This window comes from Streptomyces sp. NPDC045967 (assembly GCF_056430495.1).
Genome location: NZ_JBWKLE010000003.1, coordinates 649,702 through 666,278 on the forward strand (window position 1 = coordinate 649,702; position 16,577 = coordinate 666,278).

Genomic DNA, 16,577 nt, shown 5'->3' on the forward strand with positions numbered 1-16,577 from the left:
CGGCCGGACGGGTTTGCTCACATCCCCGGCATCCGCCCGAGCTGGACCAGCGAGGTTCCCCGCCTGCGCGAGACGAAGTACCCCCGGCCCGGCGGCATCGGACGCGGCCGCACCGTGCCGATCAGGTCGCCCTCGGACGGGTCACCGGACAGGACCACGCCCTGCGCGCCCAGCTCCTTGATCCGCTGCATGAACGGCTCGTACAGCGACCGCGAGGCCCCCGCGGAGCTGCGCGCGATGACGAAGCGCACGCCCGTGTCCCGGGCGAAGGGCAGGAACTCCACCAGCGGCGCCAGCGGATTGCCCTGGCTCGTGGCCACCAGGTCGAAGTCGTCGATGAGGATGAACACGTCCGGCCCCGTCCACCAGCTGCGGTCGCGCAACTGCTGCGGAGTGACGTCGGTCGGCGGCTGCCGCCGGGAGAACACCCCGCCCAGCGCCTCCATGTGCATCTGCAGCGAGCTCGCCATCGGCGCGTACTCCAGCAGGTGGGCCTCCGGCAGGGCCCCGAGCAGGCCCCGCCGGTAGTCGCCCACCACCAGGCGCGCCTGCTCCGGGGTGTAGCGCTCCGCGATCTGCCGGGCGATCAGCCGCAGCAGGTTCGTCTTGCCCGACTCGCTCTCCCCGAAGACCAGGAGGAAGGGGTCGGACTCGAAGTCGACGAAGACCGGCTCCAGGTCCGTCTCGTCGATGCCGATCGCGATCCCGCGGCCCGGGTGCTCCCCGCCCCGGGGCAGCTGGTCCGCGTGCAGCAGCCGGGGCAGCAGACGCACCCCCGGGGCCGCGGGCCCCGCCCAGTGCCGCTTCACCTCGGCCACGAAGGCGGCCGTCGCCTCCGAGAGGTCCGCCGTCTCGTGCGAGCCGTCGACCCGCGGCAGCGCGCCCAGGAAGTGCAGCTTCTCCGGCACCTGGCCGCGGCCGGGCATTCCGGCGGGGACGTTCGCCGCGACCTTCCGGTCGAACTCCGAGTCCATGACGTCGCCGAGCCGCAGCTCCAGCCGGCTCAGCATCTGGTCCTTCAGCGCCGAGCGCACCTCCATGTACCGCGCCGCGGTGACCACCACGTGGATGCCGTAGCCGAGGCCGCGGGCCGCGATGTCGGTGACCACCTGCTCCAGGCCCTCGTACTCGCCGCGGAAACCGCCCCAGCCGTCGACGAGCAGGAACACGTCGCCCCACGGCTCACCGGGCAGCTCGCCCGCCGCCCGCCGGCGCCGGTAGGTGCCGATCGAGTCGATGCCGTTCGAGCGGAAGAACTCCTCGCGGCGGCCCAGGATGCCCGCCACCTCCGCGACGGTGCGCCGCACCCGCTCCGGGTCCAGCCGTGAGGCGATCCCGCCGACGTGCGGCAGCTCCGCCACCGCCGACAGGCTGCCGCCGCCGAAGTCCAGCCCGTAGAACTGCACTTCGCGCGGGGTGTGCGTGAGCGCGAAGGAGGAGACCAGCGTCCGCATCAGCGTGGACTTGCCCGACTGCGGGCCGCCCACCACCATCATGTGGCCCGCCGCACCCGAGAAGTCCCGGTAGAGCACCTCGCGGCGCTGCTCGAAGGGCTTGTCGATGAGGCCGAGCGGTACGACGAGCCCGCCGGGCCGCGTGTACCCGTCCGCGTGCAGCCCGCGCTCCGCGCTCGGCGCCAGCGCCGGCAGCAACTGGTCCAGCGGCGGAGCCTGGTCCAGCGGCGGCAGCCACACCTGGTGCGCCGGCACGCCCTGCCCCTCCAGCCGGCCCACGATCACGTCCAGCACCGTGTCGGCGAGCGCGTCGTCCTCCCGCTGCGACCGCGCCGCCAGGTGGGCCGGGTCCGGCGCCGCGTACACCACCGGCACCGGGGCCGCCGTGAACAGCGCGGGCCGCCGCTCCACCGGGAACGGGCCCACCGACAGCTCCGGCCCGCCCGAGCGGTAGGTCCCCGAGACGTACGCCGCCTTGAAGCGGGTCATCTCGTCCGTACCGAACTTCAGGTAGCCCGAACCCGGCACCGACGGCAGGTGGTAGGCGTCGGGCACACCGATCGCCGTCCGGGACTCCGCCGCCGAGAAGGTCCGCAGACCGATCCGGTACGACAGGTACGTGTCCAGCCCGCGCAGCTTGCCCTCCTCCAGCCGCTGCGAGGCCAGCAGCAGGTGCACGCCCAGCGAACGGCCGATCCGGCCGATCTGGATGAACATGTCGATGAAGTCGGGCTTCGCCGTCAGGAGCTCGCTGAACTCGTCGATCACCAGCACCAGCGAGGCCAGCGGCTCCAGCGGGGCGCCCGCAGCGCGCGCCTTCTCGTAGTCGTGGATGTTCGCGTAGTTGCCCGCAGCCCGCAGCAGCTCCTGGCGGCGCTGGAGCTCACCGCGGATCGAGTCGCCCATCCGGTCCACGAGCGTCAGGTCGTCCGCCAGGTTGGTGATGACCGCCGCCACGTGCGGCATCTGCCCCATGCCGGTGAAGGTCGCGCCGCCCTTGAAGTCGGCCAGGACGAAGTTCAGCGTCTCCGAGGTGTGCGTGACCGCGAGACCCAGCACCAGCGTGCGCAGCAGCTCCGACTTGCCCGAACCCGTCGCGCCCACGCACAGCCCGTGCGGACCCATCCCCTCCTGCGCGGCCTCCTTCAGGTCCAGCATCACCGGGGCGCCGTCCTCGCCGACGCCGATCGGCACGCGCAGCCGCTCACCGGCCGACCGCGGTCGCCAGGTGCGGGCCACGTCGACCGCGGCCGCGTCGCCCAGGTTCAGCAGGTCCGTGAAGTCCAGATTGGCCAGCAGCGGCTCGTCGTCGTCCCCGCCGCCGGTGCGCAGCGGGGCCAACTGGCGGGCCAGCGCCTCCGCCGCGGGCAGCGACAGAGTGTCCGGCACGCCCTCGTACGCGACGCCCGCACCGGACTCCAGGCGCAGCCGGCCCGGGCGCACCACGACCGACAGCCCACCGCGCGGCTCGTCCAGCTCGCCCGCGACCACCTCGACGATCGTGACGCCCTGCAGCCCCTCGGCCGCCGCGAACACCGAATCCGGCGGCACCGACCCGCCGTCCAGCACCACCACCAGGTGCGGCTGGTCCAGGACCGGCGACACGTCGCGGCTGAACCGCGGCCGCCCCTCCAACCGGGGCGCCAGCAGCCCCTCCAGCTCCCCCAGGTCGTCGCCGAACAGCCGCTTCGTACCGGCCCCGTCGACCTGCCCGGGCACCTGCGTGTGCGGCAGCCACTTCGTCCAGTCCCACGCGGGCACCGCGCCCGGCGCGGCCACCACGGCCACCACCAGGTCCTCGGGGGAGTGCAGCGTCGCCAGTTGCGCCACCACCGCCCGCGCCGCACCGCGCGCCGACTCCGGCTCACCTGACACGGTCACGTGGTAGAAGGCGCGGAGCGACACCGCCATCGGCAGCCCGTCCAGCGAGGAGTGCACCCGCAGGAAGCGCTGCATCGCGCCCGCCGTCAGCGGCTCCAGCTCGTCCACCGGCGCCGTGTCCGGCGCCACCAGCGGGGTCGACAGGCGCTGCGGGCCCAGCCCGAGCCGGGCCTGGCCGAAGTCCGGGTCCCCCACCCGCCGCTCCCACAACCGCGAACCCTCGGCCACCACCGACCACAACTGGTCCGGGGACGGGTGCAGGTACAACTGCGCGTCGCGCTGCGCCCGCGCCGTCCGCCGTACCTGACGGCGCGTCTGCGCAAGGTATTTGAGGTAGTCCCGGCGCACATCGGCCATTTGCCCCTGCGTACCGCGGCGGTGGCGCACCAGCTGCGCCACGACCATGGCCACCGTGGACGACAGCATCAGCACGCCCATGATGCGCATGAACGGCGCCGCACCCGGCATGAAGAAGAACACCGCGGAGGAGCCCATGCCGAGCATCGGCAGGAGCTGCATCAGCATGCCCTCCTGCTGCCCCCGGGGAAGCTCCGGCGGTGCCTCGAGCCGCAGTTCGTCCGAAGGCACTTCGGGCGGCAGGGACCGCGGCGGCCGCTTGACGACGATCTGACTCACCGGAGCATCAATCCCTTGAAAACGGACGGGACGCCGCATCCGGCGCCGCCAAGTCCCGGGCGGGGAGGGAGGTCTCCTCCACGCGTCGGCGATCCTACTGGCCGACCGCCGGTCAAGCGCCCGGTAGGGTGACGCGCGCACTATGCGCATCCGCGAATCGCCCGCCGCCGCGGGTGGCGACCAGGGGGGTCACACAGGTGAGTACGGCCGGGGCGACGGGTTTCTGCAGGGTCACCGTGGTGGCTCCCGACAGCCGGATCGACGTCGCCCTCCCCGAGGACATCGCCGTCGCCGACGTCTACCCCGAGCTGCTGCGCCTCACCGGCCAGACCCAGCCCGTCGGCGCCCCCACCGGCTTCCACCTCGTACGCCGCTCCGGCACCGTCCTCGACGGCGCCCGCACCCTCGCCGCCCAGCAGGTCCTCGACGGCGAGGTGCTCAGCCTGCGCCCCTTCGCCGAGTCCCTGCCGCCCGCCGTCTTCGACGACGTCTCCGACGCCGTCGCCTCGGCCGTCGTCCGCGACCGCCGCCTCTGGAGCGACGACATGCTGCGCGGCGCGGGCCTGGCCGGCGCCGCACTGCTCCTGCTGATGCTCGGCTTCGTCCTCTGGTACGCCGACCCCCTGCGCCACGACATGCACGGCCTGCCCGGGATCATCGCGGCCGCCGCCGGAATCCTGCTCACCGCGGTGGCCGGAGTCCGCGCCCGCGTCTACCGCGACCGCGCCTCCGCCGTCGCCCTCGGCCTCAGCGCCCTGCCGCACCTGCTGATCGCCGGCTCCGGGATCGTCGCCCCCGCCTCGGGCCAGGGACCCGGCCGGCTCCAGTTCCTGCTGGGCTGCGTCTGCGTCCTCGTCGCCTCCGTGGCCCTGGTCGCACTCACCCCCAGCGGTGACGCCCCCTTCGTCGCGGCCACCTTCGTCGCCGCCGCCGGCACCCTGGCCACCTTCACGGCCATCGCCACCGACGCCTCCGCCACCTCCACCGCCGCCGCCTGCGCACCCGTCGCGATCGGCCTCGTCGCCTTCCTCCCCGGCCTCTCCGCCCGCTTCGCCCGCCTGCCCATCGGCTACGCCGCCCCGCGCAGCGCCACCGAGATGTACGAGACCCCGGACCGCTACGAGACCGAGCCCTACGGCGACCGGCCCGGCCCCGACGGCCACGACCCGGACGCCTCCCTCGACGCCGAGCGGATCGCCGCCCAGGCCCGCCGCGGCCACGAGATGCTGCTCGGCCTGGTCGGCGGCTGCGCCGCCGTCGTCGTCGGCGCCGCCGCGGTCCTCGGCTTCTCCGACAACACCTGGGGCCGGCTGCTCGCCCTCGCCACCGGCCTCGCGATGCTGCTGCGCGCCCGGCTCTTCCGCTACACCTCCCAGGTGGTGTGCGCCCTGGCCGCCGGGCTCCTCGCCGTCGCCCTGCTGCTCCTCGGCCTGGCCCTGCACCCGCCGGCCGACCTGCTCGACGCCCTGGTCCGGCGGCAGGACCACAGCGGACTGGAGCTGCGCACCATATGGCTGGCCGCCGCCGTCGCCGCCGGCGCCGCCCTCCTCACCGGAATTGCGCTTGTCATCCCCCGCCGGGGTCTGTCACCCTTCTGGGGAAGGCTGCTCGACCTCACCGAGGCGGCGGTCCTGCTCAGCCTGGTCCCCCTGGCCCTGGCCGTGCTGGACGTCTACTCCCGGGCCCGCGCTCTCACCAGCTGAGACGCCGTGACCCGGCAGCCTGGTACGCTGTGTGACGGCCGTTTGTGTACGCGTCCCCCGGATCCCCGACAGAGGGTCTGTGGACTGCGCTCAGCGGACCCCGCCTCCCGAGTTACGGAAGATCCCCAGAGAATTCGACCTGGGGCACTCGGTGGCAACGAAGACCAAACGAGGAGTAAGCGTGCCGCTTGACGCCGCTACGAAGAAGCAGATCATCGCAGAGTTCGGTGCCAAGGAGGGCGACACCGGCTCTCCCGAGGTGCAGGTCGCGATGCTCTCCCGCCGCATCTCGGACCTGACCGAGCACCTCAAGACGCACAAGCACGACCACCACTCCCGTCGTGGTCTGCTGATCCTGGTCGGCCAGCGTCGCCGCCTGCTGCAGTACCTGGCCAAGAAGGACATCCAGCGCTTCCGTACGCTGGTCGAGCGCCTCGGCATCCGCCGCGGTGCGGCCGGCGCCAAGTAAAGCGCTGTGGAGGGAGCGGTTCCCACATCCTGGGGCCGCTCCCTTTGCCGTACGTGCGCATGAGACCGGACCCTTTGTAGTCTGGACGGAACGCACGCGCGCGTCTGAGGCAGACGCGCACAACTGAAGAGGAGGAGCGCCCTCCCTACGCCGCCGGTCCTCGGTAGTGGCACCCGGAATGCCCCAGCGGGCACAGAACCGGGTGCTTCGATCGAAGACCGGCCCGCACCCAAGGCGCGCTTCTCCGCACCGTCCACCGCCACACGGGCGGCGGACGGAGACGACGAAAATGGAGAAAACGCTAGTGGAGAACGAGACCCACTACGCCGAGGCCGTCATTGACAACGGTTCCTTCGGCACCCGCACCATCCGCTTCGAGACGGGCCGTCTGGCCCGCCAGGCCGCCGGCTCCGCCGTTGCCTACCTGGACGACGACACGATGGTGCTGTCCGCCACCACCGCGTCGAAGAAGCCCAAGGACCAGCTCGACTTCTTCCCCCTGACGGTGGACGTCGAGGAGCGGCAGTACGCGGCCGGCAAGATCCCCGGCTCCTTCTTCCGTCGCGAGGGCCGGCCCTCCGAGGACGCGATCCTCACCTGCCGCCTGATCGACCGCCCGCTGCGCCCGTCCTTCAAGAAGGGCCTGCGCAACGAGATCCAGGTCGTCGCCACGATCATGGCGCTCAACCCGGACCACCTGTACGACGTCATCGCGATCAACGCCGCGTCCGCGTCGACCCAGCTGGCCGGCCTGCCCTTCTCCGGCCCGATCGGCGGCGTCCGCGTCGCGCTGATCCGCGGCCAGTGGGTGGCCTTCCCGACGCACACCGAGCTCGAGGACGCCGTCTTCGACATGGTCGTCGCGGGCCGCACCCTCGACGACGGCGACGTCGCGATCATGATGGTCGAGGCCGAGGCCACCGAGAAGACCATCGCCCTCGTCAAGGGCGGCGCCGAGGCGCCGACCGAGGAGGTCGTGGCCGCGGGCCTCGACGCCGCGAAGCCGTTCATCAAGGTCCTGTGCAAGGCCCAGGCCGACCTGGCCGCCAAGGCCGCCAAGCCCGAGGGCGAGTTCCCGGTCTTCCTGGACTACCAGGACGACGTGTACGAGGCCCTCGCGGCCGCCGTCAAGGGCGACCTCACCCAGGCGCTGACCATCGCGGGCAAGCAGGACCGCGAGGCCGAGCTGGACCGCGTCAAGGAGATCGCCGCCGAGAAGCTCCTCCCGGCCTTCGAGGGCCGCGAGAAGGAGATCTCCGCCGCCTACCGCAGCCTGACCAAGGCCCTGGTGCGCGAGCGCGTCATCAAGGACAAGGTCCGCATCGACGGCCGCGGGATCACGGACATCCGTACCCTCGCCGCCGAGGTCGAGGCCATCCCGCGCGTGCACGGCTCGGCGCTGTTCGAGCGTGGCGAGACCCAGATCCTGGGCGTCACCACCCTCAACATGCTCCGCATGGAGCAGCAGCTGGACACCCTCTCCCCGGTGACCCGCAAGCGCTACATGCACAACTACAACTTCCCGCCGTACTCCGTCGGCGAGACCGGCCGCGTCGGCTCCCCCAAGCGCCGCGAGATCGGCCACGGCGCGCTCGCCGAGCGCGCGATCGTGCCGGTCCTGCCGACCCGCGAGGAGTTCCCCTACGCGATCCGCCAGGTGTCCGAGGCCCTCGGCTCCAACGGTTCGACGTCCATGGGCTCGGTCTGCGCCTCCACCATGTCGCTGCTGAACGCCGGTGTGCCCCTCAAGGCCCCCGTCGCCGGCATCGCCATGGGCCTGATCTCCCAGGAGATCGACGGCAAGACCCACTACGTCGCCCTCACCGACATCCTCGGTGCGGAGGACGCCTTCGGCGACATGGACTTCAAGGTCGCCGGCACCAAGGAGTTCGTCACCGCCCTCCAGCTGGACACCAAGCTGGACGGCATCCCGGCCTCCGTCCTGGCCGCGGCCCTCAAGCAGGCCCGCGACGCCCGCCTCCACATCCTCGACGTGATGATGGAAGCGATCGACACGCCGGACGCGATGTCCCCCTTCGCCCCGCGGATCATCACCGTCAAGATCCCGGTGGACAAGATCGGTGAGGTCATCGGCCCCAAGGGCAAGATGATCAACCAGATCCAGGAGGACACCGGCGCCGAGATCACGATCGAGGACGACGGCACCATCTACATCGGTGCCTCCGACGGCCCGGCCGCCGAGGCCGCCCGCGCCACGATCAACGCGATCGCCAACCCGACCATGCCGGAGGTCGGCGAGCGCTACCTGGGTACGGTCGTCAAGACCACCACCTTCGGTGCCTTCGTCTCCCTCATGCCCGGCAAGGACGGCCTGCTGCACATCTCGCAGATCCGCAAGCTCGCCGGTGGCAAGCGCGTGGAGAACGTCGAGGACGTGCTCGCGGTCGGCACCAAGGTCCAGGTGGAGATCGCCGAGATCGACCAGCGCGGCAAGCTCTCCCTGGTCCCCGTGATCGACGGCGAGGCCGCCGGCGACGACGCTGACAAGGACGACTCCGACAAGTGATGTCGCGTAGTTCCCGTGTGACGGCCCGCCCCTCTTCGGAGGGGCGGGCCGTCGCCCGTACCCAAACCCTTCTCCAGGGCAGCAACGGCATCGGCACCGTGCGGCGCACCGTGCTGCCCGGCGGACTGCGCATCGTCACCGAGACGCTGCCCTCCGTCCGCTCCGCCACCTTCGGCATCTGGGCGCACGTCGGCTCCCGTGACGAGACGCCCGCCCTGAACGGCGCCACGCACTACCTCGAGCACCTCCTCTTCAAGGGCACCGCCCAGCGCAGCGCCCTCGACATCTCCTCCGCGATCGATGCGGTCGGCGGCGAGATGAACGCCTTCACGGCGAAGGAGTACACCTGCTACTACGCCCGGGTGCTCGACACCGACCTGCCGCTGGCCATCGACGTGGTCTGCGACATGCTCACCGGCTCGCTGATCCGCGAGGAGGACGTCGACGCCGAGCGCGGGGTCATCCTCGAAGAGATCGCGATGACCGAGGACGACCCGGGCGACATGGTCCACGACCTGTTCGCCCAGACCATGTACGGGGACACCCCCCTCGGCCGCCCCGTCCTCGGCACCGTCGACACGATCAACGCCCTGGGCGCCGACCGGATCCGCCGCTTCTACAAGAAGCACTACGACCCGACCCACCTCGTGGTGGCCGCCGCCGGCAACGTCGACCACACCAAGGTCGTCCGCCAGGTCCGCGCCGCCTTCGAGAAGGCCGGTGCGCTGACCCGCACCGACGTCGAGCCGATCGGCCCGCGCACCGGCACCAGGCGCCTGCGCACCTCCGGCCGCGTGGAGCTGGTGAACCGCAAGACCGAGCAGGCCCACGTCGTCCTCGGCATGCCCGGCCTCGCCCGCACCGACGAGCGCCGCTGGGCGCTGGGCGTGCTGAACACCGCTCTCGGCGGAGGCATGTCCTCCCGCCTGTTCCAGGAGGTCCGCGAAAAGCGCGGCCTGGCCTACAGCGTGTATTCGTACACCTCCGGCTTCGCCGACACCGGCCTCTTCGGCGTCTACGCGGGCTGCCGCCCCAACCAGGTCCACGACGTGCTGCGGATCTGCCGCGACGAGCTGGACAAGGTGGCGGCCGACGGCCTCGCCGACGAGGAGATCAGGCGCGCCATCGGCCAGCTCTCCGGATCGACGGTCCTCGGCCTGGAGGACACCGGCGCGATCATGAACCGCATCGGCAAGAGCGAGCTGTGCTGGGGCGACCAGATGTCGGTCGACGAGATGCTGGCCAAGATCGCCTCCGTGACCCCGGACGACGTCCGCTCGGTCGCACAGGATGTACTGGCCCAGCGGCCCTCGCTCGCGGCGATCGGCCCGCTGAAGGAGAAGCAGGCCGCCCGTCTCGACGAAGCGGTCGCCTAGTTCTCACGGCAAGCAAGTCTGTGTTGATTTAAGGACGGAATATGAGCAAGCTGCGCGTGGCGGTCCTCGGGGCCCAGGGCCGCATCGGCTCCGAGGCGGTCAAGGCCGTCGAGGCCGCGGAGGACATGGAACTGGTCGCCGCGCTCGGCCGCGGCGACAAGCTGGAGACGCTGGCCGACTCCGGCGCCCAGGTCGCCGTCGAGCTGACCACCCCGTCCTCGGTGATGGAGAACCTGGACTTCCTGATCCGCCACGGCATCCACGCGGTGGTCGGCACCACCGGATGGACCGAGGACCGCCTCGCCCAGCTGGACGCCTGGCTCGCGGACTCCCCGCGGACCGGCGTGCTCATCGCCCCGAACTTCTCCATCGGCGCCGTCCTCACCATGAAGTTCGCCGCCCAGGCCGCGCGCTACTTCGAGTCCGTCGAGGTCATCGAGCTGCACCACCCGAACAAGGTCGACGCGCCCTCGGGCACCGCGGCCCGCACCGCGCAGCTCATCGCGGCCGCCCGCGCCGAGGCCGGCCTCGGCGCCCAGCCCGACGCCACCTCCACCGCCCTCGACGGCGCCCGCGGCGCGGACGTCTCCGGCGTTCCGGTGCACGCCGTCCGCCTGCGGGGCCTGCTGGCCCACCAGGAGGTCCTGCTCGGCGGCGAGGGCGAGACCCTGACCATCCGCCACGACTCCCTGCACCACAGCAGCTTCATGCCGGGCATCCTGCTCGGCGCCCGCCGCGTGACGCAGACCCCGGGCCTCACCTTCGGCCTGGAACACTTCCTCGACCTCGGCTGATCCGGTAGTCCTCCCATGCGCGCGAAGATCACGTACTTCATCACGGCCGCCGTCCTGGTCGTCTACTTCGTCCTGGTCGGCAGCCGGGGCCTGATGCTGCTCCGGCAGGGCACCTGGCTCACCGTCGCCTTCGGGGCGGCCGTGCTGGTCCTGCCGGTCATCGGCGTGTGGTTCCTGTGGAAGAACACGCAGTTCGTCACCAGGGCCAACCAGCTCGCCACCGAGCTGGAGGCAGAGGGCGGACTGCCCGTGGACGAGCTGGAGCGCGACGCCTACGGCCGGATCCTGCGCGATTCCGCCGACGAGGTCTTCGCCCGCCGCAAGGCCGAGACCGAGGACGCGCCGGGGGACTGGCGCAGCTGGTTCCGGCTCGCCGTGGCCTACCACGACGCCCGCGACACCCCGCGGGCGCGCAAGGCCATGCAGCGGGCCATCGCCCTGCACGACGGGAAGCCCGTCCGGGCCTGATGCCGGGACGGGCTTCCCGTCGGCGCGTGCCGCCCGATCAGGCGGGCGGGGGCCGGTAGTCGTCCGCCCAGGCCGTGACGGCGTCGACGGCCCGGTCGAAGGCCTCACCCCGCGACAGGAAATCGGCGTTGTGGTCGGTCAGCAGCACCGGCGCCTCCGCGCCGGCGCGCGTGGCCACGGTCAGCGCCTGCCCCTGGACGGTCCGCGGCAGGCCCAGCCAGCGCACCGGCTGCTGCACCGTGCGCAGCTCGAGGACCTCGCCCCAGGCGATCGAGCGGGTCCCGAAGAAGCCCACCCGGCGCAGCCCCGTACGGCTCACCCAGACGCCCGCGCGCAGCAGCCGCAGCGCCGAGCCGATGACGAGGAGGGCGGCGGCGAGGCAGACGGAGGTGCCACCCCAGGCGCCGGCGAAGGCGACGATCATCGTCGACAGCAGCATGAACGCCGACAGCAGGAGCAGCAGCGCGGCGATGGCCACCCGCCATGGGCCCGGCCGGTAGGGACGCCGCCAGCGGTCGTGGTCGGCAAGGGCCGGCACCTCGTCGCCGTCGTCGTCCACGTCGGACACACCGTCGGCCGTCAGGAAGGGCAGGGGCACGGCTGGACCTCACTCACATGCACGTTCGGTTGGGCAGTGACCGTGAGGCTACCGTCCCCGGGAGGCCTCCGACTGCTGCGACTTCTGCGGCGCCCCGCTCGGCTGCAGCGCCGGCATGCCGAAGACCAGTGAACCGGCCAGCCCGGCGACCACGGCCAGTCCGACCAGACTACGGGCGGCGAGCTGGGTCCTGCCGAGGCGCTCGCGCGGCGGCGGAGTGACGTTGCTGCGGAATCGGTCGGCCTCGGCGACGAAGGCGAACGGGACGGGTTCGCGCCGGCTGGACATGGGGGCGGCTCTCCTCACGGTCGGGGCCCTGGGGCCTGGGGCGGTGACGGCAGGTGGACCTGGGTCCTCCCCGTAAGACGTACGACGGGCCCCGCAGGTGCCCGATTTCGTCATATTGATCAAGTTTCTCGCCGCCGCGCCGACCCGGCGTCCCGCGGCCCGCTCCCGACTGCCGTGCGCGGAGGGCCGCGGCCGGCGACGTAGAGTGGGCGCGCCCCAGGACGCACGTTTGGAAGGACCCCGGTGAGCGAGACCGCCGCTTCAGATCTGAAACCCAGCTTCCGCAGTGACGTGACGGTGGAGCTGGTGAAGCACTCCGCCGCCGACTCCGACGTGCTGTGGGCCGCCCGGGTGTCCACCGCGGGCGAGCAGTCCCTCGAGGAGCTGCAGAAGGATCCGGAGCGCTCCAAGGGTCTGATCAACTACCTGATGCGCGACCGCCACGGCAGCCCCTTCGAGCACAACTCGATGACCTTCTTCATCAGCGCCCCGATCTTCGTGTTCCGGGAGTTCATGCGGCACCGCGTCGGCTGGTCCTACAACGAGGAATCCGGCCGCTACAGGGAGCTGGAGCCGGTCTTCTACGTCCCCGACGCCGAGCGCAAGCTCGTCCAGGAGGGCCGCCCGGGCAAGTACGTCTTCGTCGAGGGCACCGAGGCGCAGCAGGAACTGACCGGCCGCGTCATGGAGGACTCCTACCGGCAGGCGTACGAGGCGTACCAGGAGATGCTCGCCGCGGGCGTGGCCCGCGAGGTGGCCCGTTCGGTCCTGCCGGTCGGACTCTTCTCCTCGATGTACGCCACGTGCAACGCCCGCTCGCTCATGCACTTCCTGGGCCTGCGGACGCAGCACGAGCTGGCGAAGGTCCCGTCCTTCCCGCAGCGGGAGATCGAGATGGTGGGCGAGAAGATGGAGCGGCACTGGGCGCAGCTCATGCCGCTCACCTACGCGGCCTTCAACGGCAACGGCCGCGTTGCCCCGTAAGGCTGTGGTTCGTCCCGTGACGGACAGATGTCCTAGGTGAAGTCCCAAGTGTCCGTATTGCGGCGTTTCGGAAAGTTCATCTAGGCTGATCAAACGGACCCGGCACTGCTTGAACCCCCGAGCAGGCAGTGCCGGTGTCCAACACTCGGACCCACGTCCCCCGAGGGGACACCCCGGGCATGGCAGCGAGTAGCGTGTTACCCATGGCTCCGATCTCGACTCCGCAGACCCCCTTCGGGCGGGTCCTCACCGCCATGATCACGCCGTTCGCGGCGGATGGCGCACTCGACCTCGACGGCGCGCAGCGGCTCGCCGTCCACTTGGTGGACGCAGGCAACGACGGCCTGATCGTCAACGGCACCACCGGTGAGTCGCCGACCACCTCCGACGCGGAGAAAAACGACCTCGTACGAGCCGTCCTCGAAGCCGTCGGAGACCGCGCCCACGTGGTCGCCGGCATCGGTACGAACGACACCCGGCACACCCTCGAACTCGCCCGCGAGGCCGAGCGCACCGGCGCCCACGGCCTGCTCGCCGTGACCCCGTACTACAGCAAGCCGTCGCAGGAGGGCCTCTACCGGCACTTCACGGCGATCGCCGACGCCACCGGCCTGCCGGTGATGCTCTACGACATCCCCGGCCGCAGCGGTGTCCCGATCGAGACGGAAACCCTCGTCCGGCTGGCCGAGCACCCCCGTATCGTGGCCAACAAGGACGCCAAGGGCGACCTCGGCCGTGCCAGCTGGGCCATCGCGCAGAGCGGTCTGGCCTGGTACTCCGGTGACGACATGCTGAACCTGCCGCTCCTGTCGGTCGGCGCCGTCGGCTTCGTGTCCGTGGTCGGCCACGTGGTCACCCCCGACCTGCGCGCCATGCTGGAGGCGCACCTGGGCGGAGACGTCCACAAGGCGACCGAGATCCACCAGAAGCTGCTCCCCGTCTTCACCGGTATGTTCCGCACCCAGGGCGTGATGACCACCAAGGGCGCGCTGAACCTGCAGGGGCTGCCCGCGGGCCCGCTGCGGCTCCCGCTGGTCGAGCTGAGCGACGAAGAGACCGCCCAGCTCAAGCGCGATCTCGCCGCCGGCGGGGTACAGCTCTGACAACAGACTTCACAACTGAACAAGTACGACCGAAAACAGACAACAGCAAGTGCACGAATGTCATGCGCGCCGCGTGCCTTCCGGGGTACGTGGCGTGCGTGGTGAGGAGAGACTTTTGAGCCATCCGCATCCGGAACTCGGTCCGCCGCCGAAGCTGCCCAAGGGCGGCCTTCGAGTCACCCCTCTGGGTGGTCTCGGCGAGATCGGCCGCAACATGACCGTCTTCGAGTTCGACGGCCGCCTGCTGATCGTCGACTGCGGCGTCCTCTTCCCCGAGGAGGAGCAGCCCGGCATCGACCTGATCCTGCCGGACTTCTCGTCCATCCGGGACCGCCTGGACGACATCGACGGCATCGTGCTCACGCACGGCCACGAGGACCACATCGGCGCCGTCCCCTACCTCCTGCGGGAGAAGCCCGACATCCCGCTGATCGGCTCCAAGCTGACGCTGGCCCTCATCGAGGCGAAGCTCCAGGAGCACCGCATCCGCCCCTACACCCTCGAGGTGAAGGAGGGCGAGCGCGAGAGCCTCGGCCCGTTCGACTGCGAGTTTATCGCCGTCAACCACTCCATCCCCGACGCCCTGGCCGTCGCGATCCGGACCCCCGCGGGCCTGGTCGTGGCCACCGGCGACTTCAAGATGGACCAGCTCCCGCTGGACAGCCGCCTCACGGACCTGCACGCCTTCGCGCGTCTGAGCGAGGAGGGCATCGACCTCCTCCTCTCCGACTCGACGAACGCCGAGGTCCCGGGCTTCGTCCCGCCGGAGCGCGAGATCTCCAACGTGCTGCGCACGGTCTTCGCGAACGCCCACAACCGGATCATCGTGGCCAGCTTCGCCAGCCACGTGCACCGCATTCAGCAGATCCTCGACGCCGCCCACGAGTACGGCCGCCGGGTCGCCTTCGTCGGCCGCTCGATGGTCCGCAACATGGGCATCGCCCGCGACCTGGGCTACCTCCGCGTGCCCGCGGGCCTCGTGGTGGACGTCAAGACCCTCGACGACCTGCCGGCCCACGAGGTCGTCCTGGTCTGCACGGGTTCGCAGGGCGAGCCGATGGCGGCGCTGTCCCGCATGGCCAACCGCGACCACCAGATCCGGATCGTCCCCGGCGACACGGTGATCCTGGCGTCCTCCCTGATCCCGGGCAACGAGAACGCGGTCTACCGCGTGATCAACGGTCTGACCCGCTGGGGCGCCAACGTCGTGCACAAGGGCAACGCCAAGGTGCACGTCTCCGGGCACGCCTCCGCCGGCGAGCTGCTGTACTTCTACAACATCTGCAAGCCGCGGAACCTGATGCCGGTCCACGGCGAATGGCGCCACCTGCGCGCCAACGCCGAACTCGGCGCCCTGACGGGCGTGCCGAAGGACCGCATCGTCATCGCCGAGGACGGCGTGGTCGTCGACCTGATCGACGGCAAGGCCCGGATCTCCGGCAAGGTCCAGGCGGGCTACGTGTACGTGGACGGCCTGTCGGTCGGCGACGTCACCGAGGCCTCGCTGAAGGACCGCCGGATCCTCGGCGACGAGGGCATCGTCTCGGTGTACGTGGTGGTCGACAGCACCACGGGCAAGGTCGTCAGCGGCCCGAACATCCAGGCCCGCGGCTCCGGCATCGAGGACTCCGCCTTCGGCCCGGTGATCGCCAAGATCGAGGAGGCCATCGGCAGGGCAGCCTCCGACGGCGTGGCCGAGCCGCACCAGATCCAGCAGCTCATCCGCCGCACGATGGGCAAGTGGGTGTCGGACAGCTACCGCCGCCGCCCGATGATCCTCCCCGTCGTCGTCGAGGTCTGACCCCCGCCGTAGCGGCAGCACAGGAGCGGGGCAACCGGATTTGCGTCCGGGGGCCCCGCTCCAGTACGTTTACCTCTCCACCCCGCACGACAGCCAGGCACACACGTGTGTCCCGGCCGTCCTCCGCGGGCGGGTGGGAATCCAGACCGGGGAAACCTGATAAAGTCTGCTCCGCCCGAAAGGGAAAGGCCCTCCGCAGGCCGTCGGAATTCCAATCCGAGCCGGAAACGGTACGGAAAGGATCTGATAGAGTCGGAATCGCCGGAAAGGGAAAGCGTGAAAGCGCGGGAACTGGAAAGCACCGGGGAAATCGGGCCCGAGAGAGTCTGATAGAGTCGGAAACGCAAGAACAGCAGGAAAGCAGAACGAAGCCCGGAGGAAAGCCCCAGCGGATGTCGCTGAGGGTGAGTACGAAGGAAGCGTCCGTTCCTTGAGAACTCAACAGCGTGCCAAAAATCAACGCCAAAAGTTGATACCCCGTCCATTTCGGTGGAT

12 protein-coding genes are annotated in these 16,577 nt (G+C 70.9%); 9 read left to right on the forward strand and 3 right to left on the reverse strand.

Annotated elements, in window-relative coordinates; genetic code table 11:
- Window positions 1-17: 17 nt before the first annotated feature.
- Window positions 18-3,971: a type VII secretion protein EccCa gene (gene eccCa / locus AC07FY_RS09910; RefSeq protein WP_479003099.1), complete on the reverse strand. Its 3,954-nt coding sequence runs from the start codon at window positions 3,969-3,971 to the stop codon at window positions 18-20.
- Window positions 3,972-4,168: 197 nt separating this feature from the next.
- Between eccCa and eccD the strand changes: the two genes are divergently transcribed.
- The 6 genes from eccD (at window position 4,169) to AC07FY_RS09940 (ending at window position 11,308) form a co-directional block, all read left to right on the forward strand.
- Window positions 4,169-5,674 (forward strand): type VII secretion integral membrane protein EccD, encoded by a 1,506-nt coding sequence (gene eccD / locus AC07FY_RS09915; RefSeq protein WP_479003101.1) that lies wholly within the window; start codon window positions 4,169-4,171, stop codon window positions 5,672-5,674.
- Window positions 5,675-5,855: 181 nt separating this feature from the next.
- Window positions 5,856-6,143 (forward strand): 30S ribosomal protein S15, encoded by a 288-nt coding sequence (gene rpsO, locus AC07FY_RS09920; RefSeq protein ID WP_007266917.1) that lies wholly within the window; start codon window positions 5,856-5,858, stop codon window positions 6,141-6,143.
- A gap of 304 nt (window positions 6,144-6,447) precedes the next feature.
- Window positions 6,448-8,670, forward strand: coding sequence for a polyribonucleotide nucleotidyltransferase (locus AC07FY_RS09925; protein WP_479003217.1), 2,223 nt, complete (start codon window positions 6,448-6,450; stop codon window positions 8,668-8,670).
- Window positions 8,667-10,046, forward strand: coding sequence for a M16 family metallopeptidase (locus AC07FY_RS09930; RefSeq protein ID WP_479003104.1), 1,380 nt, complete (start codon window positions 8,667-8,669; stop codon window positions 10,044-10,046). Before AC07FY_RS09925 ends, AC07FY_RS09930 begins: the two co-directional genes overlap by 4 nt.
- A 41-nt stretch (window positions 10,047-10,087) precedes the next feature.
- On the forward strand, window positions 10,088-10,840 hold the full coding sequence (gene dapB / locus AC07FY_RS09935) for a 4-hydroxy-tetrahydrodipicolinate reductase (RefSeq protein ID WP_479003107.1): 753 nt from the start codon (window positions 10,088-10,090) through the stop codon (window positions 10,838-10,840).
- Window positions 10,841-10,855: 15 nt separating this feature from the next.
- Complete coding sequence (locus tag AC07FY_RS09940) at window positions 10,856-11,308, forward strand: hypothetical protein (RefSeq protein WP_479003110.1); 453 nt, start codon at window positions 10,856-10,858, stop codon at window positions 11,306-11,308.
- Window positions 11,309-11,345: 37 nt separating this feature from the next.
- On the opposite strand, the gene AC07FY_RS09945 is transcribed toward AC07FY_RS09940, so the two are convergent.
- Both AC07FY_RS09945 and AC07FY_RS09950 read right to left on the reverse strand, forming a co-directional pair.
- On the reverse strand, window positions 11,346-11,906 hold the full coding sequence (locus AC07FY_RS09945) for a hypothetical protein (protein WP_479003113.1): 561 nt from the start codon (window positions 11,904-11,906) through the stop codon (window positions 11,346-11,348).
- 48 nt (window positions 11,907-11,954) lie between these two features.
- Complete coding sequence (locus AC07FY_RS09950) at window positions 11,955-12,194, reverse strand: hypothetical protein (protein ID WP_479003115.1); 240 nt, start codon at window positions 12,192-12,194, stop codon at window positions 11,955-11,957.
- A gap of 243 nt (window positions 12,195-12,437) precedes the next feature.
- On the opposite strand from AC07FY_RS09950, the gene thyX reads away from it, so the two are divergent.
- The 3 genes from thyX to AC07FY_RS09965 all read left to right on the forward strand — a co-directional run bounded on the left by thyX (window position 12,438) and on the right by AC07FY_RS09965 (window position 16,082).
- Entirely contained in the window at window positions 12,438-13,178 is a 741-nt protein-coding gene (gene thyX, locus AC07FY_RS09955; protein WP_479003118.1) for an FAD-dependent thymidylate synthase, read from the forward strand.
- A 203-nt stretch (window positions 13,179-13,381) separates the two neighbouring features.
- Window positions 13,382-14,281 (forward strand): 4-hydroxy-tetrahydrodipicolinate synthase, encoded by a 900-nt coding sequence (gene dapA, locus AC07FY_RS09960; RefSeq protein WP_479003121.1) that lies wholly within the window; start codon window positions 13,382-13,384, stop codon window positions 14,279-14,281.
- Window positions 14,282-14,396: 115 nt separating this feature from the next.
- A complete protein-coding gene (locus AC07FY_RS09965; RefSeq protein ID WP_479003123.1) occupies window positions 14,397-16,082 on the forward strand; it encodes a ribonuclease J in 1,686 nt (561 codons plus the stop codon).
- The last annotated feature ends 495 nt before the right edge of the window (window positions 16,083-16,577 follow it).